This is a genomic window from Paenibacillus sp. FSL H8-0175 (assembly GCF_045040615.1).
Taxonomy (GTDB): Bacteria; Bacillota; Bacilli; order Paenibacillales; family Paenibacillaceae; genus Paenibacillus_AQ; species Paenibacillus_AQ odorifer.
Window position 1 is genome coordinate 858,357 of the sequence record NZ_CP150299.1, and the last position, 24,092, is coordinate 882,448.

23 protein-coding genes are annotated in these 24,092 nt (G+C 41.6%); 16 read left to right on the forward strand and 7 right to left on the reverse strand.

The genetic code is table 11. From position 1 onward, the window contains the following. Positions 1–74 precede the first annotated feature (74 nt). The 4 genes from MHH46_RS03750 to MHH46_RS03765 all read left to right on the forward strand — a co-directional run bounded on the left by MHH46_RS03750 (position 75) and on the right by MHH46_RS03765 (position 4,006). Positions 75–1,091, forward strand: coding sequence for an ABC transporter substrate-binding protein (locus MHH46_RS03750; protein ID WP_076190090.1), 1,017 nt, complete (start codon positions 75–77; stop codon positions 1,089–1,091). Next, positions 1,088–1,909 (forward strand): alpha/beta hydrolase, encoded by an 822-nt coding sequence (locus MHH46_RS03755; RefSeq protein WP_076190091.1) that lies wholly within the window; start codon positions 1,088–1,090, stop codon positions 1,907–1,909. The genes MHH46_RS03750 and MHH46_RS03755 overlap by 4 nt, the downstream gene beginning before the upstream one ends. Before the next feature lie 70 nt (positions 1,910–1,979). Continuing rightward, entirely contained in the window at positions 1,980–3,020 is a 1,041-nt protein-coding gene (locus MHH46_RS03760) for an iron ABC transporter permease (RefSeq protein WP_076190092.1), read from the forward strand. Then, on the forward strand, positions 3,020–4,006 hold the full coding sequence (locus MHH46_RS03765; protein WP_162164281.1) for an iron ABC transporter permease: 987 nt from the start codon (positions 3,020–3,022) through the stop codon (positions 4,004–4,006). Before MHH46_RS03760 ends, MHH46_RS03765 begins: the two co-directional genes overlap by 1 nt. Before the next feature lie 80 nt (positions 4,007–4,086). On the opposite strand, the gene MHH46_RS03770 is transcribed toward MHH46_RS03765, so the two are convergent. After that, positions 4,087–4,626 carry a PadR family transcriptional regulator gene (locus tag MHH46_RS03770; protein WP_076128531.1) on the reverse strand — a complete coding sequence of 180 codons (540 nt, stop codon included), beginning with the start codon at positions 4,624–4,626 and terminating at the stop codon, positions 4,087–4,089. Between the two features lie 46 nt (positions 4,627–4,672). Continuing rightward, positions 4,673–5,860: a YhgE/Pip domain-containing protein gene (locus MHH46_RS03775; protein ID WP_076185138.1), complete on the reverse strand. Its 1,188-nt coding sequence runs from the start codon at positions 5,858–5,860 to the stop codon at positions 4,673–4,675. A 170-nt stretch (positions 5,861–6,030) separates the two neighbouring features. Here MHH46_RS03775 and MHH46_RS03780 point away from each other — a divergent pair, with 170 nt between their 5' ends. Next, positions 6,031–7,155: an FAD-binding oxidoreductase gene (locus MHH46_RS03780; RefSeq protein ID WP_076128535.1), complete on the forward strand. Its 1,125-nt coding sequence runs from the start codon at positions 6,031–6,033 to the stop codon at positions 7,153–7,155. Between the two features lie 162 nt (positions 7,156–7,317). On the opposite strand, the gene MHH46_RS03785 is transcribed toward MHH46_RS03780, so the two are convergent. Beyond that, a complete protein-coding gene (locus MHH46_RS03785) occupies positions 7,318–7,770 on the reverse strand; it encodes an Lrp/AsnC family transcriptional regulator (protein ID WP_076128537.1) in 453 nt (150 codons plus the stop codon). Between the two features lie 249 nt (positions 7,771–8,019). On the opposite strand from MHH46_RS03785, the gene MHH46_RS03790 reads away from it, so the two are divergent. Further along, positions 8,020–9,552, forward strand: coding sequence for an MFS transporter (locus MHH46_RS03790; protein WP_076128539.1), 1,533 nt, complete (start codon positions 8,020–8,022; stop codon positions 9,550–9,552). A gap of 202 nt (positions 9,553–9,754) precedes the next feature. Continuing rightward, the gene (locus tag MHH46_RS03795) at positions 9,755–10,921 is read left to right on the forward strand and encodes a DUF4317 domain-containing protein (RefSeq protein WP_076185135.1); all 1,167 of its coding nucleotides are present in this window, start codon (positions 9,755–9,757) and stop codon (positions 10,919–10,921) included. Between the two features lie 73 nt (positions 10,922–10,994). Here MHH46_RS03795 and MHH46_RS03800 read toward each other — a convergent pair whose 3' ends face one another. Beyond that, positions 10,995–11,528 (reverse strand): NAD(P)H-dependent oxidoreductase, encoded by a 534-nt coding sequence (locus tag MHH46_RS03800; RefSeq protein WP_076190093.1) that lies wholly within the window; start codon positions 11,526–11,528, stop codon positions 10,995–10,997. Between the two features lie 191 nt (positions 11,529–11,719). On the opposite strand from MHH46_RS03800, the gene MHH46_RS03805 reads away from it, so the two are divergent. From MHH46_RS03805 to MHH46_RS03820, 4 genes are all read left to right on the forward strand, one after another. Further along, positions 11,720–12,085 (forward strand): helix-turn-helix domain-containing protein, encoded by a 366-nt coding sequence (locus tag MHH46_RS03805; RefSeq protein WP_076128545.1) that lies wholly within the window; start codon positions 11,720–11,722, stop codon positions 12,083–12,085. Continuing rightward, complete coding sequence (locus tag MHH46_RS03810) at positions 12,067–12,636, forward strand: hypothetical protein (RefSeq protein WP_076185132.1); 570 nt, start codon at positions 12,067–12,069, stop codon at positions 12,634–12,636. Before MHH46_RS03805 ends, MHH46_RS03810 begins: the two co-directional genes overlap by 19 nt. Before the next feature lie 113 nt (positions 12,637–12,749). Beyond that, a complete protein-coding gene (locus MHH46_RS03815) occupies positions 12,750–13,472 on the forward strand; it encodes an MBL fold metallo-hydrolase (RefSeq protein WP_076190094.1) in 723 nt (240 codons plus the stop codon). A 252-nt stretch (positions 13,473–13,724) separates the two neighbouring features. Beyond that, the gene (locus MHH46_RS03820; RefSeq protein WP_076190095.1) at positions 13,725–14,483 is read left to right on the forward strand and encodes a hypothetical protein; all 759 of its coding nucleotides are present in this window, start codon (positions 13,725–13,727) and stop codon (positions 14,481–14,483) included. 22 nt (positions 14,484–14,505) lie between these two features. On the opposite strand, the gene MHH46_RS03825 is transcribed toward MHH46_RS03820, so the two are convergent. Beyond that, positions 14,506–15,447 (reverse strand): AraC family transcriptional regulator, encoded by a 942-nt coding sequence (locus tag MHH46_RS03825; protein WP_076190096.1) that lies wholly within the window; start codon positions 15,445–15,447, stop codon positions 14,506–14,508. A 425-nt stretch (positions 15,448–15,872) separates the two neighbouring features. Here MHH46_RS03825 and MHH46_RS03830 point away from each other — a divergent pair, with 425 nt between their 5' ends. Together MHH46_RS03830 and gnpA are read left to right on the forward strand one after the other, a co-directional pair. After that, positions 15,873–16,892 carry a glycoside hydrolase family 88 protein gene (locus tag MHH46_RS03830; protein ID WP_076128555.1) on the forward strand — a complete coding sequence of 340 codons (1,020 nt, stop codon included), beginning with the start codon at positions 15,873–15,875 and terminating at the stop codon, positions 16,890–16,892. Between the two features lie 12 nt (positions 16,893–16,904). Then, entirely contained in the window at positions 16,905–19,067 is a 2,163-nt protein-coding gene (gnpA, locus tag MHH46_RS03835) for a 1,3-beta-galactosyl-N-acetylhexosamine phosphorylase (protein ID WP_076190097.1), read from the forward strand. Between the two features lie 83 nt (positions 19,068–19,150). On the opposite strand, the gene MHH46_RS03840 is transcribed toward gnpA, so the two are convergent. Continuing rightward, positions 19,151–20,674, reverse strand: a complete 1,524-nt coding sequence (locus MHH46_RS03840; protein ID WP_076190098.1) for a flavocytochrome c — start codon at positions 20,672–20,674, stop codon at positions 19,151–19,153. Between the two features lie 483 nt (positions 20,675–21,157). Between MHH46_RS03840 and MHH46_RS03845 the strand changes: the two genes are divergently transcribed. From MHH46_RS03845 to MHH46_RS03855, 3 genes are all read left to right on the forward strand, one after another. Continuing rightward, positions 21,158–22,045, forward strand: a complete 888-nt coding sequence (locus MHH46_RS03845) for a hypothetical protein (protein ID WP_248549422.1) — start codon at positions 21,158–21,160, stop codon at positions 22,043–22,045. Positions 22,046–22,186: 141 nt separating this feature from the next. Next, complete coding sequence (locus MHH46_RS03850; RefSeq protein ID WP_076190099.1) at positions 22,187–22,576, forward strand: VOC family protein; 390 nt, start codon at positions 22,187–22,189, stop codon at positions 22,574–22,576. A 34-nt stretch (positions 22,577–22,610) separates the two neighbouring features. Continuing rightward, entirely contained in the window at positions 22,611–23,480 is an 870-nt protein-coding gene (locus MHH46_RS03855; RefSeq protein ID WP_076190100.1) for an aminoglycoside phosphotransferase family protein, read from the forward strand. Between the two features lie 226 nt (positions 23,481–23,706). Here the strand turns inward: MHH46_RS03855 and MHH46_RS03860 are convergent, their stop codons facing one another. Next, positions 23,707–23,787 (reverse strand): putative holin-like toxin, encoded by an 81-nt coding sequence (locus MHH46_RS03860; protein WP_367946913.1) that lies wholly within the window; start codon positions 23,785–23,787, stop codon positions 23,707–23,709. Positions 23,788–24,092: the final 305 nt, after the last annotated feature.

Sequence of the window (24,092 nt, forward strand, 5' to 3'; positions counted from 1 at the left end):
TGAGCCCCATCTCTTATACACTCAATACTGAGAATGATTATTATTGAGAAAATAGGAAAGAGGGAAGGTCAATCATGAAGGGGTTTAATACAAAGATAATAAGTTATATTGTAATGGTTGGTTTATTATCCATTCTACTAACAGCTTGCGGCAGTAATAATACAGCGAATCAGCAAGCAACAGATACTCCAGTAACAACCAGTGAAGCGAGCGCAACTGCAACGGATGAACCAGCTGTACATGAAACGGAAGTAGCGGCTAGAGAAGCGTTTGTAGTAACTGACCAAGTAGGCAATACAGTAAACATTCCGGGGACTGTACAAAAGGTGTATGCCCCTGGTTTAGAGGATTACTTAGTTACCCTTGGTGTAACCCCAGTAGCCCAATGGTCCACGGGTGAAAGACCGCAGCAGTATCTACAGGATACGTTAAGTGGTGTAAAAGAAATCAGCTTCGCTAATGGTGTTCCCTCTCCAGAATCTGTAGTAGATTTGGAGCCGGAATTAATTATATTCCCCACTGCTTTTTATGCACAAAATGGTGTTTATGAAAACTACTCGCAAATTGCTCCAACTTACGTGTTTAAGAATGCACTCGGCAATGTAGTGGAGGCCACAGAAACGATTGCGAAATTGCTAGGTTTAGAGGATAAAGCAACAGAAGCTATTGCTGCTTACAATACAAAGCTAGAAGCAACTAAAGCAAAGTTAGCCAGCGTTTCTGCCGGTAAAAAAGCAATTTATATTAATGCGAATGCCCGTGCGATCTTTTTAGTGGGTAACTTCCATTACGGGGGTTATGTGCTGAGTGAGCTAGGCTTTGCTCAAAGTGCTCTTGTAGAAGGAGAAATGTCCGCTGATATTTCGCTGGAAATGTTGTCTGATTTAGACGCTGATTATATCTTTATTAACGATAATGATGGTCTGGGAGATGCTTTCCTGGCAGACATTAAAGCTAGTCCTTTATGGAAGGCGCTGCCTGCAGTTCAAGCAGGTAAAGTGTTCGAGGTGGATGGCGATCACTGGAGATCCAGTGGATTAATTGCTTATCAAAAAACGATGGACGATATTGTAGCGTTCCTGCTGCCATGATTATCAAACCGTACGTAAAACCAAACTATGAAACGATGTTGATCACGAGTAAAGCTAATCATAAGGACTATGAAATCTTTATTGCAAAACCGTTGGATGAGTCTGCAAAAGATGGCTACGGCGTCATTTATGTTCTTGACGGCAATGGGCTTTTTGAAACCGCTGCTGAAATCACCCGATTGCTGACGCGTAAGCCTAAAGGCTATCCACCCGCGATTGTTGTTGGCATTGGTTATCCTGGAGGTGAGGCGTTTGATACCGTGCGTCGAACCTATGATTTAACCATGCCAGCCGAGCTCGCGAATTTACCGAAACGTCCCAATGGGGAGCCTTGGCCTGAATTTGGCGGGGCAGATGAGCTGCTAGCTTTTTTTGAAAAAGAGTTAATGCCAGCCATTGCCCAGCGGTTCGTTATCAATAAGCAGAAGCAAGCATTGTTTGGCCATTCCTTTGGCGGATTATTTGTTCTGCATGCGTTGTTTACACAACCCACCTTGTTCTCACATTATATTGCAAGTAGTGCTTCCATCTGGTGGAATGATTACGCACTTTTAAAGGAATATGAGAGTTTTAAAGCTGATTTACACAGCAATATGCTAAGTCAGTTACCTAAAACGCTTATGATTGCCGGTGGAGAAGAGCTGGATTATATGGTCAAGGATAGCTTGGATTTATGTAACAGCATGATAGCCTTACACCTTCCAAGCTTCGAAGTAAGCTGGGCATTGCTTGAGCAAGAGGAGCATGTGAGCGTAATCTCGGGTGCGATTAGTCGGGCCGTCAAATTTTTGCTTACCACATCCTCTGACTTAAGTTAGATAGAAATCATATTCGTTTGCATCTGAGCTGGCCCTTGGCTGGCTCTTTTTGTAAAGTGAAGGGAAAGGGTTGGAAACATTGGCCGCAAATGTTCAGAAATCATCACTAGCAGGAGAAAAAAAGTTCTCCTTTTTATTATTGCTAATCCTCATGCTCCTCCTATTAATAGGCGTATTAGTGCTTGCTATGGCCCTTGGCGCGAAAAAAATGCCCTTCGCAGATGTATTCATGTCTATTTTTGCTTTTGATGATAAGGCGTCTACCCATCAGGTGATCCAGTCGATTCGTTTACCCCGGGTACTTGCCGCTATGGCAACAGGCGCTGGATTTGCAGTAAGTGGAGCGATTATTCAAGGGATTAGTCGCAATCCTTTAGCGGATTCGGGGATTCTTGGATTAAATGCTGGGGCGGGGGTCACGCTAGTTATTGCTATGGTTTTCCTGCCGACGATTTCATTCACAGGTACACTTTGGCTCTGTATTCTAGGTGCGGGATTGGGAGCGGGTTTAGTCTTTAGTGTTGGTTTATTAAGTAAACGAGGCATGACGCCTATTCGGCTTGTATTGGCGGGTGCTGCCATCTCTGCTATGCTAACTGCCCTAAGTGAAGGAATAAGTATCTTTTTTTCAGTGGCTCAGCAGGTGGCTTTTTGGTATGGAGGAGGTTTAAGTGGCATTAGCATGGCCCATCTACAGCAAATGTTGCCGTGGATGCTTCTTGCGCTATTACTTGCCATCGTAATTTCAAAGTCGATTACTATACTTTCTGTAGGGGATGAGACAGCGGAAGGGTTAGGCGTTAATATAAAACTTATCAAAAATCTTTCGCTTTTAGCCGCATTTATGTTAGCTGGGATTTCATGTGCTTTAGCCGGATCTGTAAGCTTTGTGGGCTTAATTGCTCCGCATTTGGTACGTTACATAGTGGGTGTGGATTATCGTTATATTATTCCATTATCCGCAATTCTGGGAGCCATCCTTGTTGTGCTTGCTGATTTAGTGGCACGTATCGTAAATGCCCCTTATGAAATCCCTGTAGGTGCTGTGATTGCGGTTATTGGTGTTCCGTTCTTTCTATATTTGGCGCGTAAAGAAAGGCGGGAGCTATAGTGAAGCTAAGATGGAAATTTATAATTATAGCAATCATTTTACTGCTAGGCTTTATATATAGTGTATCTACTGGTCAAAGCAGCTTAAGCTTACAAGAGTTATGGCAAACCGTATTGGGAAATGGAACACCGAGGCAGGAGCTTGTACTTTTTCAGTTCCGTATTCCACGTATGATCTTGGGTTTTCTAGTAGGTGGCGCGTTGGCAATAGCAGGAATGCTGCTGCAAGCTATAAGCCGAAATGCTTTGGCCGACCCGGGCATACTGGGGATAAATGCTGGTGCTGGATTATCCATGATGTTATTTTTACTCTTACAAAATAGCTCAACCGGCTTACATACTTATGTTCAGCCACTGTATGCTTTATTGGGCGGATTTATCGTTGTCGCTCTATTATTTATGCTTTCCTATGATCGCAATCAAGGCATTATTCCCATTCGATTAATTTATACTGGTATTGCTGTTGCGGCTGCGATTAGTGCATTTATGATTGTGTTAACCTTCGTACTAGATCCTTCGCAGTATCAGATGATTAAGGTGTGGCTGGCAGGGAACATAGGGAATAGTAATTGGAGTCACGTGTATGCTATGCTGCCTTGGTTACTTCTTATTGTGCCTTTATTAATTCGGAATCATCTTATATTGGATGTACTAAGGCTTAACGATCCTGTAGTCATTAGTTTAGGGGTATCTCTAAATAAGTATCGTGTTTGGTTTTTAGTGTGTAGTGTCTTATTGGCGGCACCAGCGGTTGCTGTCAGTGGGAGCATTGGATTTGTAGGACTAGTAGTTCCACATTTAGTTAGACGACTCTTTCGTGGCCATAAAATAATGATTCCCGCGTGTTTATTAATCGGTGGCGGATTAGTTGTTATTGCAGATGCGCTTGGTAAAATGGTAGTAGCCAATACTGAAATACCAGCAGGAGTAATCGTGGCTTTAATCGGTGCTCCATACTTTTTATATTTATTAATTAAAAGTGAATAACTGAAAAAAGCTATTGTGTGATTGATGCTGGAAATAAAAAAAGAATGCCTTGATTATGCAATAATCCAAGGCATTCTTTTTTATATAGTTTTCGTTTTCAGCTTTTCTAAAAGAACTTTCCACCAGTGTATAGATTGCTCAAGTTGAGAAGCGTAGTAGCTTTCCATGAAATCTACACTTTCACGAGTGGAGCTATCTACATCTATTTGCTGGTAGATTTGATTTAATTGATCTTTTTTTATAAGTGACTGTTCAATTTTCTTCTCGATAATCGGGATCACTTTATCAGTCTCTACAAAACGAAGATTCACAAGAGCGACAATCATATCTGAAATGGATTCTGCATCTTCTATTACCTTATAAATTTTTAGCGGGAGCTGCTTGCGCCCTTTATCGGTAATGGAAAACACCTGTTTGTCTGGACGATGTTCTTCTTTGATAATCTCTACCTGTTCAACTAAGCCCTGTTTCGTAAGAGATTCAAAGTGATAATACAGTTTGCTTTCAGATAGATTGAGCAATTTATCAAAAGGAATAGGGGTGGATAGTTCTTTTTTTAATTTATAAGGATAATTATTTTCATCCATTAACTTACTTAAGATATAAATTTGAATTGACATCACAGAACCCACTCCTAATTGTTGGCTAAACTCTATCTTACCAAACCTAGGCGGTTATTTCAGCTGTATTTTTAACTTCAACGGGCAGTATAGTTTCTTTAGTCACAGGTACAGGTTTATGAACAAACCGGACGATTACAATGTTAATCATCATAGCCCCGGCAAATACGCCTGCTAATCCCCATAAGAAGGGGGCTGGACTAATGGAACCAAACATTTGTGCCAAATAAGCTTGCACAGAATAATACATCGGGGTGATGCGGCCGAACCAATCGTATGGTGTATACATCATATCACGAGGCATGGTAGCACCATTGGCGATGGTTTGCATGAGCAGGATTGGAATATTTAAGACCATACCGCCTTCGCCAACTAGGAAGACCATAATCGCACACACGTTGAATGCAGCCATATACATTAGAATTTGTTGAGCAGCAACTGGTAACAGTAAGGATAGGTCTACATCTGCAACAGAGAAGGCAATGGTTAAAGCAACGACTGTTGATAATACAGCGATTAATAAAGCTGTGAATTGAACGAACATAAACAGTTTTGTCTTGCTTGCTTTCCCGCGGTTCGCTTTAAAAGAAGCAACTAATTGCATGGAGGCAATCATTGCCCCAACATAACCAGCCATAGTTAAGAACATAGGTAACATGTTGTTGTGCATGCCGTCCGGAACATCATTGATGACAACATAATTCCCGACATAGCTATTTTCAATTTGTGTAGCCATTGCGGTGGCTTGTTCTTCTGGTACGTTAAAGTTCATTAACACACCTTTTGCGGTTTGCTCTGAGAAGTTCGCGCTTAATTGTTTGTTAATTTCTCCTACAACGGAAGACATGGCTGAAGATACCATGGTGGCAGAAGCTTCGTTGACTGTGAAATCAATACTTGCGGATACCTTACCGCTTTGAACGTTGGCTGAAAATTCTTCTGGAATATGGACAACTAGAGCTAACTTATTATGTTCTAATTCATCCATCGCTTTTTTATTCGATACATCCGTTTTTATCGTTTTGAATGGTAAACTCTCCGAGAACTGACTCGAAATCTGAGCCCCATATTGACCTGCATCATCATTGACAATAGCAATTTTTAAATCATCCATGTTCCCTGGAAGTGCTGTATACCCTGGTAAGAAAATACCAAGCATCGCAATGGCATAGAACACACCCATAAAAATAGAACCAATGGCCCCTTTGGACTTCAAAAACTGTGAAAACTTCAACTGTATTCCTTCTTTCTTCTGAATAACACTTTTATTTTAGTACTTCAATTAAAGTACTTTTAACTGAGTGAAATTTATAGTACGATAATTCATTAGAAATGTCAAATTTAAGATACAATGGGTAAGTAGTGAATGATTAAAAAAAATGAATAACTGAAGGGACTTCGAACATGAACAAGGTTATTGTAATTGGTGCAGGCATATTAGGGGCTTCAGCAGCTTATCAGCTAAGTAAGTTAGGTGCTGAGGTCATCATTATAGATCGTAAGGATGTTGGACAAGCAACGGATGCAGCAGCAGGGATTATTTGTCCATGGTTGTCTCAACGCAGAAACAAAGCATGGTATCGTCTTGCTAAAGCGGGAGCAAGCTTTTATCCGGCACTTATTCAAGAGTTGGAAGAGGCTGGAGAAACCGAGACTGGATACGCAAAAGTTGGAGCGATATGTATCCATGAGGATTTGAAAAAGTTACTCGCGATGAAAGAAAGAGCGGAGCTGCGCAGAGAGGACGCCCCTGAAATAGGGGAACTTACGATGCTGACGGATCTTGAAGCGCAAGAGAAGTTTCCCTTATTGTCGGAAGGTTATCATGCGCTTCATGTATCCGGTGCAGCAAGAGTGAACGGACGTGAATTACGTGATGCTTTGCTAAGGGCTGCTCAGCGTAATGGTGCGCAAATGATTGAGGGCGATGCTATTTTAGAACATGATGAACATGAAATTAAAGGGGTTAGTGTAGGAGAACAGACATTCACAGCGGATGAAGTGATTGTGTGCGCAGGGGCTTGGTCTAACGCTTTGCTTCATCCGCTTGGGATCATGCTTCAGGTGCGTTATCAAAAAGCTCAAATTATGCATTTGAAGCTTGCTCAACAAGCGAGTACAGAGCAATGGCCTGTGGTAATGCCGCCTACAGATCAATATATACTCGCATTTGCAGATCAAAATATCGTGGTAGGTGCTACTCACGAAAATGATGTCGTAGGTTATGATACTGCTGTAACCGCAGGAGGAATGCAAGAAATTCTAAATAAAGGTCTTCAAACGGCTTCCGGTCTTGCGGATTGTAGCCTAAATGAGATAAGAGTAGGGTTCCGTCCATTTACAGCAGATTTTCTTCCCGTGTTGGGCAGGGTTCAAGGATGGAATAAACTAATTGTTGCTAATGGACTAGGGTCATCCGGATTAACGATGGGGCCCTTTCTTGGTGAGCAGCTAGCCAAGCTGGCCATGAATCAACAGGTAGATATTCAGCTTGAAGACTATGCATTAGAGCATGCGATAAATGAGTAGTAAAAAAGGAGGTCAGCGATTCGATCCGCTAAAGTGCCACCATACGTATTCCTTAAAACGACAGAGATGTCGTTTTTTTTAACTAAACATTTATTCCTGCTTATTGTAAGACGCTCTTAATAAAGCTACTTCTCTGTAAACTCGTTGTCCTTCTGCTTGGCATTAGTCTACTTTAGATGCCTCTTCGAGAGAATGAATGAGAAATCTATGATCTATCGGTGAAGACATAACAATCAGGATCGTATAGGTTCCATACTTATCACATTGATTGCCAAACTCTTCAAGAGCATGTGTAGATTCGGTCACTACTTTTAATAAATAGCTGTGTTCTCCACTTATACGGTGGCACTCGGCAACTTGGGGAGAGGCATGGACAAAGTCAAGAAATGCCAGGCAGTCTCTAGTCCGAAACAACATATAGGCTGCCGTATTTTTCCCGATTTTTTCAGGGGAGATGATGGTGCGATATTCCTCAATGATTCCTTTCTCTTCCATTCTTCTAACTCGTTCCGTAACCGCAGGTTGAGACAGACCTACGGATTTCCCCAGTTCTGTCATTGAAATCCTCGCTTGATTTTGAAGATAGAAGAGAATTTGTTTGTCTACATGATCCACTTTGGATGGCCTCCTTTATATTTAAGGTAATTCATTAAAACTCCTTTAATTACTTTGTTAAATCATCATAATTGATTGATTATAATATGTAAAATGAATAATTTACATTATATAATATGACTCTCACCAAAATGATGATCTACACTTGGAAAGTTAGAGAGGATGGCTACCATTGAGAAAATTTGATTTAAATAAAGTAGGTACAGAAGATTTACAGGCACGTATTGATGAGTCTGGAGGAAACTCCCAATGAGACTCTCCCACTCCCGCAAAAATATAATCACATTAGCTGCTATATGTTTGTCCGCATTGATGTTTGGCCTCGAAATTTCCAGTGTGCCTGTGATACTGCCTACCCTGGAAAAGGTACTGCACGGTAGCCTCAAGGATATGCAATGGATTATGAACGCCTACACCATTGCCTGTGCGACAGTTCTGATGGCTGTTGGAACGCTGGCTGACCGGTATGGAAGGAGGCGTATTTTTATTATCAGCCTTATCTTGTTCGGTATTACATCTTTGATTTGTGGCTTGGCGCAAAGCACATCGGTTCTGATCGCCAGCCGGTTCCTTCAAGGCGTGGGTGCTGGCGCGATGCAGATTTGCCAGATAGCCATTCTTTCACATCGGTTTCAGAAAGGAGAAGAACGCAGCAAAGCTTTTAGCACATGGGGGATCGTGTTTGGTATCGGTCTCGGTTTTGGACCTATCATTGGCGGTATGATCGTGGCTGTATTGAACTGGCATTGGGTTTTTCTGGTCCATGTCCCGCTGACCCTTTTTACTTTGATCCTTGTCTTCAGCGGCGTGGAGGAGTCCAGCGATCCACAGGCAAAAAAGCTGGACATTATCGGCATCGTCACGCTTTCGTTGACGGTTTTTGGCCTGGTCTATTTTATCACACAAGGGTCGGAACTTGGTTTTAGAGGTACAGCATCCCTCAGCATCCTTGTTGCAGTGGCAATAAGTTTCATAGTATTTCTATTTGCGGAGAAGCACAGTGCTCATCCAATGTTCGACTTTTCCGTATTCAAGATACGTAATTTTTCTGGTGCTCTCCTTGGCTCCGTCGGGATGAATTTCAGTTTTTGGCCATTCATGATCTATCTTCCAATTTATTTCCAGAGCGGGCTTGATTACGACATCGTAAGTGCCGGGTTGTCTGTTCTGGCTTATGCACTGCCCACCCTGGTAATTCCGCCTCTGGCAGAGCGATTTTCGCTCCGCTACCAACCGCGCATAGTTATCCCATTGGGTCTATTCGTTATCGGCTTGGGCTTCATTTTGATGAAGTATGGCAGCAGCGGTGATCACGCCAGCTGGTTGACTATGCTCCCCGGCTCTCTGTTGGCTGGTATTGGGCTGGGATTAACCAACACGCCTGTCACCAACACGACTACCGGCTCGGTACCTAGTACTCGTGCAGGTATGGCTTCCGGCATAGACATGAGTGCCAGATTAATCAGTCTAGCCATCAACATTGCCGTAATGGGCTTCATTTTACAGGAAGGCATCTTTTCTTATTTGAAGAAAGCTTTTCCTGAGACTGTCGATGTTTTACAATTGCGATCTTTGGCCGAAAAAACAGCTGCCGGAAACACTTCGTCTCTCAATCAGGGTTTTCCAGAACTATCTTCACTGGATGCATCCGGAGCTATCGTCCATGCCTCGCTTGTACACGGCTTTGGTTTGGTGATGCTCTATGGCGGTATTGGTGTCTGGGTGTTGGCCGCGATCAGTTTTATAATTTTTGGACCCAAGAGAGCATTGTTGCAAAAGTAGAGAGTGAAGACTATCGCGCCCACAAGCGATTCGTGAGTCTCAACTGATTAAGCCGCCTAGTATTATCACGTAAAGTCGTTGTATTATTGCTTTGGAACAAAACTGAAAAGAAGTAACGTTAAAAACCCCTTCTAGCGAAGGTTTTTTTTATCCTTTATACTGAAAAGACCAATTAATCTTCCTAGGAGTTGTCTAACGAATCATGATAAAGAAAGAAGTCGCGCATATACGCAAGCAATTTAAGCTGGATCACGATTTAATGAGTATTTACGATATTCTCAACGTGTATATTATGAAGGAAAGCAACGAGATCTATCATTGGGAGCGCCAGCCGTTTGGAATGGTGGACAGAGAGAAGCAGGAGCTGTATATGGGCAATTTCAAAAAACTCCTGACCGGTGAACTGGATCAGAAATTGTTCGAGTTGAAGTTTCAAGCGGAAGCGGAGGAGCCGGCGCAGGTGATGCTTCATCAAGCTTTGGTGACAGGAGATCCGGATGAATGGCAGGACCTGATGCTGCTGTTGGTGGACAGAATGATGGCGGATACTCATTATGAACGGGATACGGTGATCACTTTCGTTCGAGGACAGTATTTCCGCCCGACTAAAGATAGAAACGATGAAGCCGAGGAAAGTGAGAAAAACGAATTATTCGCGCATCCTTTTATCCTATGCAGCGTGAATTCCACGGAGAAACAACGGAAGGCTCTCTTGTTTGATTACGTGGAGCGGGAGTTCAAGTACAATGTCATTGTAGATCCGATCGTCAAGTTAAGCACACCGGAGCAAGGTTTCTTTTACCCAAGTGTGACGGACAATTATTCCGATGTGAACCGTATTCTATATTGTACGGGGAAATCGAACTTTCCAGATCCGCATTTTGTCGGAGAGGTCTTGAATGCCGAAAGATCCATGACGGCACTGGAAGAGAGAGCTATATTCGAAGACATCGTGAAGGAAGTGGCGGGCGAACAGCTTGATGCAACCACTCTCGCACAGGTGTACGAGGAGATCCATCAGGTCATCGAAACCAACGACGATAAGGAAGAACCTCCAAAGCTCGATTATAGAGATCTGGAACGTGTACTCACGGTAAGTGGCGTAGAGAACGTGACAATGGAAAAAGTGGAACGGGCGTTTGAAACGATCGTTGACGATAAGCATTATGAGATGAAGGCGAGCAGCGTAATGCCGAAATTCACTACCAAATCGATTAAGATCGATACAAAGGTAGCTACGATTTCGGTCAGCCCGCAGGATTTAAAATATGTGAAGCAAGTGAATTACCATGGGAGACGCTGCATTTTGATTGAGGTTGACGAAGATGCCGTGATCGAAGGCTTCACCCTTACTACAGAGAATCTTTAGACTGCTTCAACAATGCTATGGGCTATCCTTAAAGTCTTTGAACAAGACTAAGGATAGCCCAATTTGTTTTGTGTCAAATACGGTGATTAAAGATATATTCGATATATTCTTTTGCGCTAGTATTAATTTCTTCATCGCTAGCTTGGAATGAAGCTCCAAAAACAGCAAAGTACGGTAGGGCTTCTGCGCCTACATGTTTGGCACTGGCTTTAAAGGGTGCGATCACTTCGTCTACGGTAAAAGAAACAGAGCCCGCTGGCTGATAATTTTCTTTTTTATCACCGATGGACAGGGCCAGCCCTAACTTTTTCCCGTTAAGCTTGTTCCCGTTTGATCCATAAGCCCATCCGTAAGCCAACACATCATCAAACCATTTTTTTAATAGCGGCGGATAACTGTACCAATACAACGGGAATTGAAAGATCACATGGTCATAAGCTTCCATTTGATTCTGCTCTCTAGAAACATCAATATTCCAGTCAGGATACTCTTTATAAATCTCATGAAGGGTAATATCGTTGGGATATAACAGCAGTTCTTCTTTCCAGCGCTGGTTGACCCTCGAATTCTCAAGGTTCGGATGCGCCAAAATCACTAGTGTTTTCATGATGAATCTCCATTCTCAGGCCTATATTATTTATGAATATTATTATTATCTTGCAGGTTGTAAAAAAAGAAAATGCACACAATAAAGTAAGATGGTTACTTCGAGGTGTGTACTGGACTCCGAAAAAAATATATGCAACAATGAAGTTTTGAGTAAGCTTAATTTGATCAGCATGAACGAGGTGTTATTCTATGAAACAATATCATTTAGGGATAGAGGCAACACTAGAAATCATCGGCGGAAAGTGGAAAGCTTTGATCATTTGCTTTTTGATGTCCGGTGCCAAAAGAACAAGTGAATTACAGCGTAATATTCAGGGCATCTCACAAAAGGTTCTGATCCAGCAGCTTCGTGAACTTGAGAGGGATGGGCTTGTCAAAAGATTCGTGTACCAGCAGATGCCGCCAAAAGTTGAATACAGCCTCACGGAATATGGCGTTACAGCCAATAAGATCGTGGATGTTATGTGTTCTTGGGGAAAAGAAAATATAAAAATAAGACAAAGACGAGGAGAAGAGATCGTCTTGTTGGAGGATACATGTCCTGGAGCAAATTAAAGCAACAACTGGAGAGTTTTCTCTGTCCTGCGTTATCCGGCAAGGTTGAATATCGCGCAAGCAGCTACCGTTATTTACCTGATAAATCAGGGAGCTGTTATATTTCGGTAGATAAAAAGAACGTACTCAATATGAATGATAGAACTAACTCAATCAGATGGTATCAGACGGAGCAGGAGATTAAGAATGATTCAGAACTCCAAATTCCAATCCACCCTGAAGACATTGAAGCGGTTAGAAAAGATAGTAAAGGGAACATCCCGGAGGATCGTCTAATAGTCATTGCAAGAAGCAGAAAGATATCAGAAGTTGCAAAGGAGCTTTTGTCAGCACAGACGTCATTAAGTAAATCGAATTTTATCGTTATAGCTAATAAGTTTTTATCTACTTCTATAGAGGAAAGCATAGAGAGCGATGATATCTTATTGAATATTCTGGCTTTAGTGGATAGACGGGTTGGGAAAAAGCGGATTTTAAACATGAGCGAGAAGATGCAGTTAAAGCATCCGATTGTGCAATATTTTTATGAACTACGGCGTAGTACATTGTGAATATAACTAAACTCTCCCTTGCTCAATGGGACCTGCTTCATCCATTATAAATAGGTAATCATCTCCCCCATAGAGCGTATCTTTACCTGTATCCATAAAGGAGAGAAAATAGGATGGAACTCAAAAAAATAAATGACTCTATTTATTATTTGGAAAGTGTCCGAGAAACAGACAGACCTGTTTTGGGATATGTTGTAGGTGACAGCTTTTCAATTATGATTGATTGTGGCAATTCAGAATCGCATTTAGATGCCTTTATAAAGTGTTTGGATGATAACAATCTGCCACGTCCCAAATATGCTTTGATCACGCACTGGCATTGGGATCATACCTTTGGTATGCATGCTTTTGACGGGGAAACTATAGTCTCTTCAGCAACGAATGAGGCACTAAAGCGCCTGAAAGAATGGGAATGGGATGAAGAATCTGTGGTAAAACGCTTAGAGACCAAAGAAGAAATAGCATTCGCCTATAACTGTATGAAAAAAGAATATGATACGTTTGATAAGATTAAGGTTAGCACAGGAAATATTATGTTCGAGAATGCTTTAACGCTGGATTTAGGGGGCACCACTTGCCAGATTATAAAGGTAGGAGGGCCACATGAAGACGATTCTTGTGTTGTATATGTAAAAGAAGCGGGAGTATTATTCGCAGGCGATGCACATAGCGGGGATTATTATCATGGAGAAGGTAAAATTGATCCGATAAAAATGAAAGAATATATTGAGCTTTTATCGACTCTTTCATTTACTACGTATATCCCGGGGCACGACGCCCCTATGAGCAAGGAACAAATCATTTCCTTGTTAAATAGATTTTGTGAGGTCAAGTAAAGGCTAGCCTTACCACATAACAGCTTATTTTATTAGGCGACTTGTTAGGTATGAATTCGGTAGTGTACCGGACGCATGCCTTTTTGTTGTGCCTGATGGGGCAGTTCATAGAGGGGGCTTATTTGCGTTTATTGGGAAGCAGCGTTACGATTAACCATAAGCAGCCTTGCTTCAGACCCCTTCCGAGCTATTAGAAATCTTAGACGAATTATACATCGATGGCTGGGGACTTGTACAGAAAGGGAAACAGAAATGGATAAGAAAATAAGCGTAGAGAATCTAAAACTGACACCACAAAATGATACTTATTATATTGCTTGGAGTATCGGAGTCGATAAGAAGTATAAAAAGCATATGAAAAAAGAAATAAAGAGCCAACTCACAGACGTTCTAGGATCCATGACTCAAAATAATGCTGTGGAGGATATTTCAGTTTACAGTCATAACAAAACAGCCGAAAAACATGGAGAATTCATTATATGGGATTATCTTATCCTAATGCAGATCAAGGAAAAAGAAGATGCCGAAATCATTTTACCTAACTTAAAAAATGTGAATATACCTTTCGTGCTCGAAACAATCCGTATAGAGTTACTTGTAACCACACCAAACAGCACGTACCCTACACCAGGGGAAGGCGCGCGAAAACGGCATGTAAAGCCATTTTATGCAATTGAATATGTCGATGTTCAGCCTAATCATTTAGATGAATTCCGAGACATAATGATTAACAATAATGGACCGGCAATGAAGTACATAATGGAGGAAGCGAGATGGTGTCATAATTTTTATGCATTAGAAACGCTGACTGTCTTCTATCATCATTCAAGTTATCCTACTTGGAACCAGATTCATGTCATAGGTTTGTATTTGGAATCAATTTTTCTATATAAAAAAGATTTCTCAAAAGGGCTGGCACTGACCCACAGCATTTCATTTGAAGAAAACTTTGCGCAGTTAAAGAAGATAAGAACCATGTTATATAAAACAATCGGGAGAAAGATGATCTAGAATAGATCAATGGATCAATGGATCATACCCACCCCGTAAACTCCAATATAGACGCTTTAGCGGATTGTGCTTCGGATTGTGCGCCTTTACGCCATTGTTTAGGTGACTCACCCATAAGCTTGGAGAAACATCGGTTGAAGCTGGATATGGACTGAAAACCGACTTGCTCAGAGATGGAGAGAATGGAATCATCCGTACTTTTTAACTGCTTGCAGGCCTCTTCAATACGGGTACTGTTTAGGAAGTCGAGAGGTGCGGACCCCATAATCTCATGGAATTTCCTGCGGAAATGAGTAGTACTTAGGTGGCACAGATCAGCTAAAAAATCGATGGTAATCGGCATCATGTAGTTTTTAGTGATGTATTCCAGAACGGGTGAGATGACAAAATCGCCCTTCAGGCTATGCTCTGTGTCTTGATTAACCAAGGGTTCATTCCGGGAATGAATTCTAAGAAGCTCTATATAAAGCGATAATAATAAGCCGTAAGCACTTTCTTGATAGTAAGGATTTTTTTGTTTCAATTCCTCTACGACCGATGTCGCAAGGGTATATACCTTGGGATGTTCCTCTTTATTCAAAATACAGTTTATTCCCTTAATTGCCCACAGATTCGGCTCAAAGTTGCTGTAAGCGCTTTTGAAGGATTGCTGAAAAAGCTCCTCAGGCGAAAAAAAGATATAAGACCACAGACTGGCTTCATTCGGCGAACTATAAGTTGTATGAGGGAGATACCTAGGGATGAAGGTCACATCTCCGGCTTTAAAAGGCACAGATTCTCCTTTGATCTCCATGATGCCGCTATCCGAATGGCAAATGCCAATCTCCAAATGATTATGGAAATGCAGATGTTCACTTTTAATATCAGAAATCTTCCAACGTTCACCACTTAACAGCAAGATAGGAAAGTTTATCGGTAAGCTGTAGTGGCGGTATTCAATGACGGGCTTCTTTTTTCTGGGCATATTCTCAATACTCCCATTCTTATTACGTAGGTTGAGTAGATTATAGGTTAACGTTATATCAAATTCAACTATATAAAGAGAACTTGATATTATACAATTTGGGAAAAAAGTGGCGGAGGAGAAGTTTGGAACTGTAGGAGCGTTAGCGTCCGCCTTTGTCTGCAGATTTCCACCGCGAAGAGCGGTATAAAATCAAGAAATTCTTACGACAACAGCGGCCGGAAGTCCAAATATTCTCTGTAGTCACGGCTAATTCCAAGATATAGCGAACAAAAGTTAATGGTTGAAATTGCACAGTTTAGTTATGAATATGCTTAGAATCAGACCATTTTACTACTTACAATAGAGTTAGTAAAGCGTTTACAATATGGACGGACAGCTCTCAAGCGCCTTTGGGGGCGTGTGCGAAAGAGAGGAGAAACAAGATGCTTCAATTAACTTATGACAGAGAAGAGATTTTAAGGGTCATCGACAAAGTGGTCAGAAAAACAATGGCGATGGATTTAACATGGGACTGGCCTTGTGGTGTGGCTTATTATGGGGTAACCAGAGCTTATGAAACTACTGGAAATAAAGAGTATTTGGATATGCTTGTCCAGTGGGCAGATGAATATATCGAGCTGGGTCTGCCGGATTGGACGGTAAATACCTGTGCCATGGGCCATATGCTGATCACTTTGTATGAGGAAACAGGCAATCAGAAATATTGGGATATTGTGATGAGTAAAGTAGATTATCTGCAGAACAATGCGCTTAGATTCGGAGATCATGTGTTGCAGCATACCGTCTCTATTTCTAATGATTTTCCAGAACAGGCATGGGCGGATACCTTGTTTATGGCGGCATTTTTCCTGCTCCGTGTAGGAAGCAAATTAAAGGATCAGGAAATGATTCAAGATGCCTTGAATCAATATTATTGGCATATCAAATACCTGCAAGATCCTAGCAGCGGGTTTTGGTACCATGGCTACAATAATGTGAAGCAGGATCACATGTCTGGACTATTCTGGGGCAGAGCGAATGCTTGGGGCGCATACACCATGTCGCAAGTTAAAAAGCTTTTGAAAGAATGGTATCTGTATCCGCAGTGTATGGACGTGGAGTGTTCGCTGCGCGATCAGCTGGCCGCACTCAAGCTGGTGCAAACGGAGAACGGCCTGTGGCGGACAGTACTCGATGACGAGGAGTCTTATGAAGAAGTATCCGCGTCTTGCGGTATTGCGGCTGCTATGATCAATAACGGCAATCCGCTGCATACCAAATATGTGCAAAAAGCCCTGAAAGGTATTTTGAACAATATCAGTGAAGATGGACGGGTACTGGGTGTCTCTGGCGGAACAGCGGTTATGAAGGATCGGGAAGGATACCGCAATATTCCAAAAGACTGGATTCAAGGCTGGGGGCAAGGCTTAGCATTAGCTTTTCTATCCGATATGCTTAAATAGGAGGGATCCAAGTTGTCCAAACAAACAACGGGGGCCTTTACACTGCCGGGAGAATCCGGTTATGAGGCATTGACCCTGGAATTAGCTGAACGTTGGGGTGCCGATGTCATCCGTGACAGTGACGGCACACAGTTGTCCGATGAGATTATCAACGCAGGATACGGCATTTATTCTACAATCTGCATCATCAGAGATCATAACGAATGGGCGTCCCAGAATTCAGATAAACTGCAGCAGAGTTTTTTAATAACTAATCCGAAGGTAGCGGTACAGGATTATTTATCCATCTATCTGATGGAGGATTTTTTTGCTGAACAATTCCGAGTGAATGATTCCAAAGAGGCGTTTAAGTACTGGCAGGTTTTTGACCGAACGACGGGCGAAGAGGTTCCAAGAGAACTGTGGAATTATGAGCGGGAATCGGGAAATGTAGTCATTACCGGAATAACGCCTTGGCATAAATACACAGTCAGCTTCATGGTCTACCGGATTTGGGAAGAGATCTCCATGTACAATCACACCACGAATCACTGGGAAAAAGAGCATCTGATGCAGATTGATCCCATCTATGTAGAAACGCAAAAATATTTACTCCATTGGATAGAAGATTGGTGTCATAAGCATAAGGAAACAACAGTGGTTCGGTTCACCTCCCTCTTTTATAATTTCGCCTGGATCTGGGGCAGTGATGAGCGCAATCGCCATTTGTTCTCGGACTGGGGTTCATATGATTTTACGGTAAGCTCAAGGGCGCTTGATCTGTTTGCCAAAAAATATGGGTATTCGCTCACGGCTGAGGATTTTGTGAATGGTGGGAAATATCGGGTCAGTCATATCCCGGCGCAGCAGCGGAAGCTGGACTATATGGCATTTATCAATGATTTTGTCATCGAATTTGGTAAGCAATTAATTGATATTGTGCATAAGCACGATAAGCTGGCGTATGTCTTCTATGATGATAGTTGGGTTGGCATGGAGCCTTACAATGACCGTTTTGAGGAGTTTGGTTTTGACGGGATGATTAAATGTGTGTTCTCAGGGTATGAGGCAAGGCTTTGCTCTGGTGTAAAAGTAGATACCCATGAGATTCGGCTGCATCCCTATTTATTTCCGGTTGGATTGGGAGGGCTTCCTACGTTTATGGAGGGAGGTAACCCTACGCTCGATGCCAAAAAGTATTGGATTAATATCCGGCGCGCCTTGCTCAGAGAACCTATAGATCGGATTGGACTGGGCGGATATTTGCATCTTGTAGAGCCTTATCCGGATTTTTGTGATTATATCGAAAAGATCGCGGATGAATTCAGAGAAATTAAAGAGCTGCATCATAAAGGCAAACCGTATCACATTAAGACGAAGGTAGCCATTTTGCACGCTTGGGGCAAATTGAGATCGTGGACCTTGTCCGGGCATTTCCATGAAACGTATATGCATGATCTGATTCATATCAATGAGGCTTTGTCCGGATTGCCGATTGAAGTCCAGTTTATTGATTTTGAAGATATCCGTAAGGGAGTATTACAAGAGTGTGATGTAGTGATCAATGCCGGCTCGGCAGGTTCAGCATGGAGTGGTGGAGAATATTGGAGTGACCATAAGTGCGTGGACTTACTGACAGAATGGGTTTATGAGGGCGGTACTTTTATAGGTATCAATCAGCCTTCGGCGCTTGATGGTTATGACAGCTTTTTCAGAATGGCACATGTGCTTGGTCTGGATGAGGATACAGGCTCCAAGGTAGCTCATGGAAGATGGACATTTGAGGCTAGAGATGAGCAAGGTTTAGTGCCTGAAGGAGCCAGCATAACACCTAAAAATAACATCTATCTTACGGATGGCTCAGCAGCGGTATTGTGTGAAAAGAGTGGGATGATAACATTGTCCACCCATGCCTTTGGTAAAGGAACGGGGATCTACCTGCCTTCTTTCACCTTAAGCTTTGAAAATACAAGATTGCTGTTAAATGTGATCCGTTTTGCCGGCAATGAGTTAAAGGAAACAAAGTATATTACGGATAATTTATATACAGAGTGTGCTTATTATCCAGAAAGTAAAATACTCGTCGTGATTAACAATAGCGACCAGCTTCAAAAAACTACGATCGATACGGAATATGGACAACAAACCCTGGAATTAGATCCGTTTGATACTATTATCCGAACTATTGGCGATTAATCCCATTAAAAAAGCTCAAGCCAGCGGCTAACTTGCCGATGCTTGAGCTTTTTGCTGTGAGGCCTATAGTATCTGTTATCTACTTATTTTGCTTTTATGAATTCAGCAGATTTGATCCCAGCTTGACGACCAAAAATAATGATTTCTGCAACAGAGTTGCCGCCAATCCGGTTTTGTCCGTGTAAGCCGCCTGTAACTTCGCCTGCCGCAAACAGACCAGGGATAGCTTCACCATCTTTATTTAGAACCTCTGTGTTCGTATTGATCTTCACGCCACCCATGGTGTAGTGAATCCCAGGAGCAATTTTAATAGCGTAGAAAGGACCAGTGGACAGGTCATTGTCCATTCCTGTAGTTCTGCCAAATTCGGCATCCTTTTTATTCTTAACGGCGCTGTTCCAAGTATCAAGCGTTGTTGCCAGCTTATCCTCTGGAACACCGATTTCTTTGGCCAAAGCTTCGATGGAATCCGCCTGAATCACGAAGCCCATTTTGTCATATTGTTCAACAGCCTTCACACGGGATTTAACACCGGAATCAAAGACCAGCGTAGCTGCTTTTTCAGGCAGTGTATTGATGGAAGCTGTTACTTTATCACGGGTATCCAATTCATTGGTGAACCGTGTACCTTCACTGGAAACAAGGATAGCGCCTTCCCCACGAACAGCTTCGCCGATGAGGTAGGATTTTTCTTGCTGCACAGTCGGGTGAACTTGGATTTGATCCATATCGACGGTTGTGCCGCCGAGTTTCTCAATCATCTTGATGCCGTCCCCGGTACTGCCGATTTGGTTAGTAGTAACGTAGCCTTCCAAGTCAGGTCTTACTTCGGAGATCAAATCCATATTGGCACCGAATCCGCCAGTGGTTACAACGACAGCATCTGCCGTAATTGTTTTTTCCTCTGTTTGGTTAAAGAGGACCTTGACGCCATTTACTTTGCCATCTTTTTCAGTGATTTCTTTGACATCAGCATTCACGAAAAGTGGGATTTCTTTCTCTTGTACGTTTTTTACTAAACCTTTGACAAGGTATTGACCCACAGCAGAGCCATCTTCAGGACGGTGTGTACGTTTTTCGTTCATGCCGCCTGTAATGGTGATATTGTTCAAGCGGATTCCGATGGAATCCAGCCAATCGATCGCACTCGCGGAATTATCAACGAAGAAACGAAGCATTTCTTTGTCGTTAGTGTCATGGCCACCTTTTAATGACTCTTCATAAAATAAATCATTGCTGTCTTCAATGTTTTGTTCTTTTTGGAATTTCGTTTCAGAAGCGTTCATCCCCGAAGAGGATTTGGTTGTGTTCCCGCCGGCAACCGGCATTTTTTCCAAAATAACAGGGTTCATGCCTTTCTCTTTGGCCTCAAGCGCCGCGGACATTCCCGCACCACCCGCACCGACAATGATGATATCATATTTATCTTTTAATTGATCGAATGGTGTGTAGCTTGCTTCAGATGCCCCGGAGACGGCTTCAACTTCTTTTTTCTCGTTGTTATTACTCTTGCTCTCGTTCACCTTGTCGTTTCCATTACCGCAACCTGCGGTAACGAGCATGACAGAGAGGACGAGACTCAGAGCACCAGCTGCTTTCTTTTTCATTGTTAACCCTCCACTTTTATATTTCTCTATTAAGATGTACCAAAAGAACCCGACAAAAAAGAAAGGAAGTATCAGAGGGAGTTGGAAGTGGAGAAGCGCGCGCGTCGCTGTTGTTCTCCAAACTTCAAATCTTCTACGGTTACGTCCACAGTTTCCATCGTTATTCTCTTTAGTTCATCTTCTTATTAAGTATACCATCAATCATGATTATTAGTGAAAGTTTTCACAAATTATACAAGTCGTCTATTCTAACATAGGGTAACGAAATATTGAGCGGATTAGGCGGAAAATGGACCATAAACCATATAACTAGAAGATTTGGCGTGAGATTTTCTCACTGTAGAAGTGGTAACTGTCACGGATTAGTAAAGCGGTTTTTGTTCTTCTGGATTTTTAAATGGTAAAATGAGAGTATTGCCTACTAGTCAATCCGGAAAGACTAACATGAGACATAGGAACAAATTCTAATTAATAGGTGAGAATATGGAATTTAATAACGTAATAAAAGAAAAAGTAAAAGAAGATAACTATAAAGTGTTTGCTTTACTAAGCCGCTATTTGAATAATACCCCCGACTTTATTAACAAAGAAGAAATTGAAGAAATCGTAAACTGTGGTGTATCTTATGAATACGCTTTTGGTTTAATGCTGGCTGCTGCTTTTGGGATGGATACGGTTGATAATGTTGATGATAAGGAATTGTTCAACCAATATTTTAGCAATATGCTTCATAAGCTTGATGCAAATGAATATTATGACAATCCATATTATAAAAATATCAAGATACCAACTATAAAGATTAATAATAGTGAATTAAAATATGAAAAATATAAACCTTTTGAAGGTTTTGTTTGCAATGATATCATCCGGACAGAAGAGGGAAGACAAATTCCTCAGGTTGGTTTTTTTCAAACTGAATTCATGTTCCCGGCTGTCTTGGAGAATGAAAGAATCTGGATGACGATCACACCAAATGAAATAGAAACAATGAAAGAAGCTGTTCATAAAGCGTTTGGGAATGTTCTTACATTTGGGCTTGGACTTGGCTATTATGCTTATATGGTTTCTGAAAAAGTTAATGTTGAAAGCATAACGGTTGTTGAAAAAAATCAAGATGTCATTGATTTATTTAATAAATATGTACTGCCACAATTCAGTAATGCTCACAAGATCAGGCTTATCCAAGCAGATGCTTTCGAATATGCAGAACAACATATGTCTAAGGAAAAATATGATTTTGTATTTACGGATTTATGGCATGATGTTTCTGATGGAATGGATATGTATTTAAAAATGAAAAAGTTTGAAAAGGAAAGCCCGGATACTGTATTTATGTACTGGATAGAACAATCTATTTTATGTTATTTGTAAAAATACTTTTGCCCAGTAACTAAGCTCTGTAGAGTTTCTACAGGGCTTTTTATTATTTTATAGTTCATTTCATAATTTTAAAGCCTATGTTACTATTTCTATAACCGTAAAAGGAATATTTTAGAATAGTAGGTGTATTTTATGGAAATCGGCGCGATCACTTTTTTTGTGAAAGACATGGAAAAGATGGTTACCTTTTATCGTGACGTCATGAAAATAGCTATAGAATGGGATGGTGGCGTATTTACCGGGGTTCAACTGAAGAGTGGTGTATTCTTTAATTTGTGTCAGCGGGATGCACTGAATATGTCACAGCTAACCTATCCCAGAGGGATAAACGGGACTATGGAAATTTCATTTGGCGTTCCCTCACCTGAGGACGTTGACAAGGAATTTGAGCGTCTGGTAAAGGCAGGAGCGACTCCTGTAAAAGAACCTATTTCGCAGCCCTATGGGTTGCGTGAATCTGTTGTAGCTGACCCAGAAGGAAATTTGCTTGAGATCGTAGCGGGCATTCCAGAAGAATCATAGAGTCTATACAATCATCCGAAAGGAAGACCCATTTTTGAAAACTCCTATATCTATCATAAATTGGCTAGAGCACAACGAAATCATAAACGACTTATTAAATCAGGAAGACAGCTTAACTGCGCATACAATGGATCAAGGATTTGAAGCTGAGGTCATGAGGATTAATTCTGATCAAGAGAGCTATGTACTGAAAACATGGAATAAGGAATCCAGACCGGATGTCCAGTTTCAATATCGTTTATTGGATGTTCTATCCGAACGAGGAGTAGCCGTCTCTAAACCAGTGGGCTGGGGAATCAATCCGGAGGGACATAAGGTGTTGTTAACAAGTTTTGACGGAACCCCTATTCATAAAATGAATACCAGGAAAATGAAGGAACTCGCAAGCCTATTAGCAAAAATACATAAGATTCGCGTTGAAGAGATTGGAAATATACAACTGCCAAAATACGATTTCATCGGCTACTTTTTCCCTGAAGCCAAAGAACAATCTGATATTTATAATGTGTTGACTGCTCTTGTTGAGCAAACTCCAATGAAGCAAGACTGTATCATTCATGGGGATTTTCATATCGGAAATATAGTGGAGGATAAAGAGCGATATACCATAATCGATTGGACGAACGGCCAGTTGGGAGACTCTAGATATGATTTTGCCTGGTCACTTATTCTGCTGAAAATATATATCTCTGAGCGTTATGCTGATGTGTTCCGAACTGCTTATCTATTGGAAAATGATATGGATCAGGAAGAACTTGAGATCTTTGAAGCTTGGGCATGTCTACGGTGGATTTTGCTGAATAGAAGAGGTAGCACACCGAAAGGGCCTAATACAACGAAGAGAGTGAAAGGCTTAATCGCTAATAATCGGTTTTTAAAAAAGATGGATAGTAAATTGTTCTGATGTACGCAAGGATGGATGGATTTTCTGGGAGATTGGAAATGTAATGTAACACCGTACATTATTACGTTATTAAATTATTTGTGGTATATTAAAGGTAGAAAAGACGTAAAATGCAAAGAGAGCCGTGCTGTAACACGACTCCCAAGGCAATAGCCGCTTTTAAGGGCGGTAGGCTTCAGCAAATAGGACACGACAGATAGACCGCATGCCTTTGTGAGTGGGCGGTCTATTTGCGTTTATTGGACAGCAGCGCTACGATAAGCGAACCAAAGGTTAGCATAAGCATCATTGCTTCAAACACTGTCACAAGGCATCCCTCCCTTCGGTGAGAGGTAGCCGACCGACCCTTTAAGCCTATTCTATTTGCTCCACCAGTATAGCATAATCGTTTGAAAGAGAATTAAGACTCTTGTCATAATACTCCCTAGGATTGGAGTAGTTTTCCATTTCCTCTCTTTGTCTCCGCAACTCTCTCCATTTTGAAACTTCCGTATCACATTTGCGATTTTTTGATTCCCAATTGTAGGACGTACCTCTCTTTCTAAATCTCTTCTTTGCGAATTCCCAAACTTCCGATTTTCATTGGATTTTCAGTTTGGGTGTTTATAATGC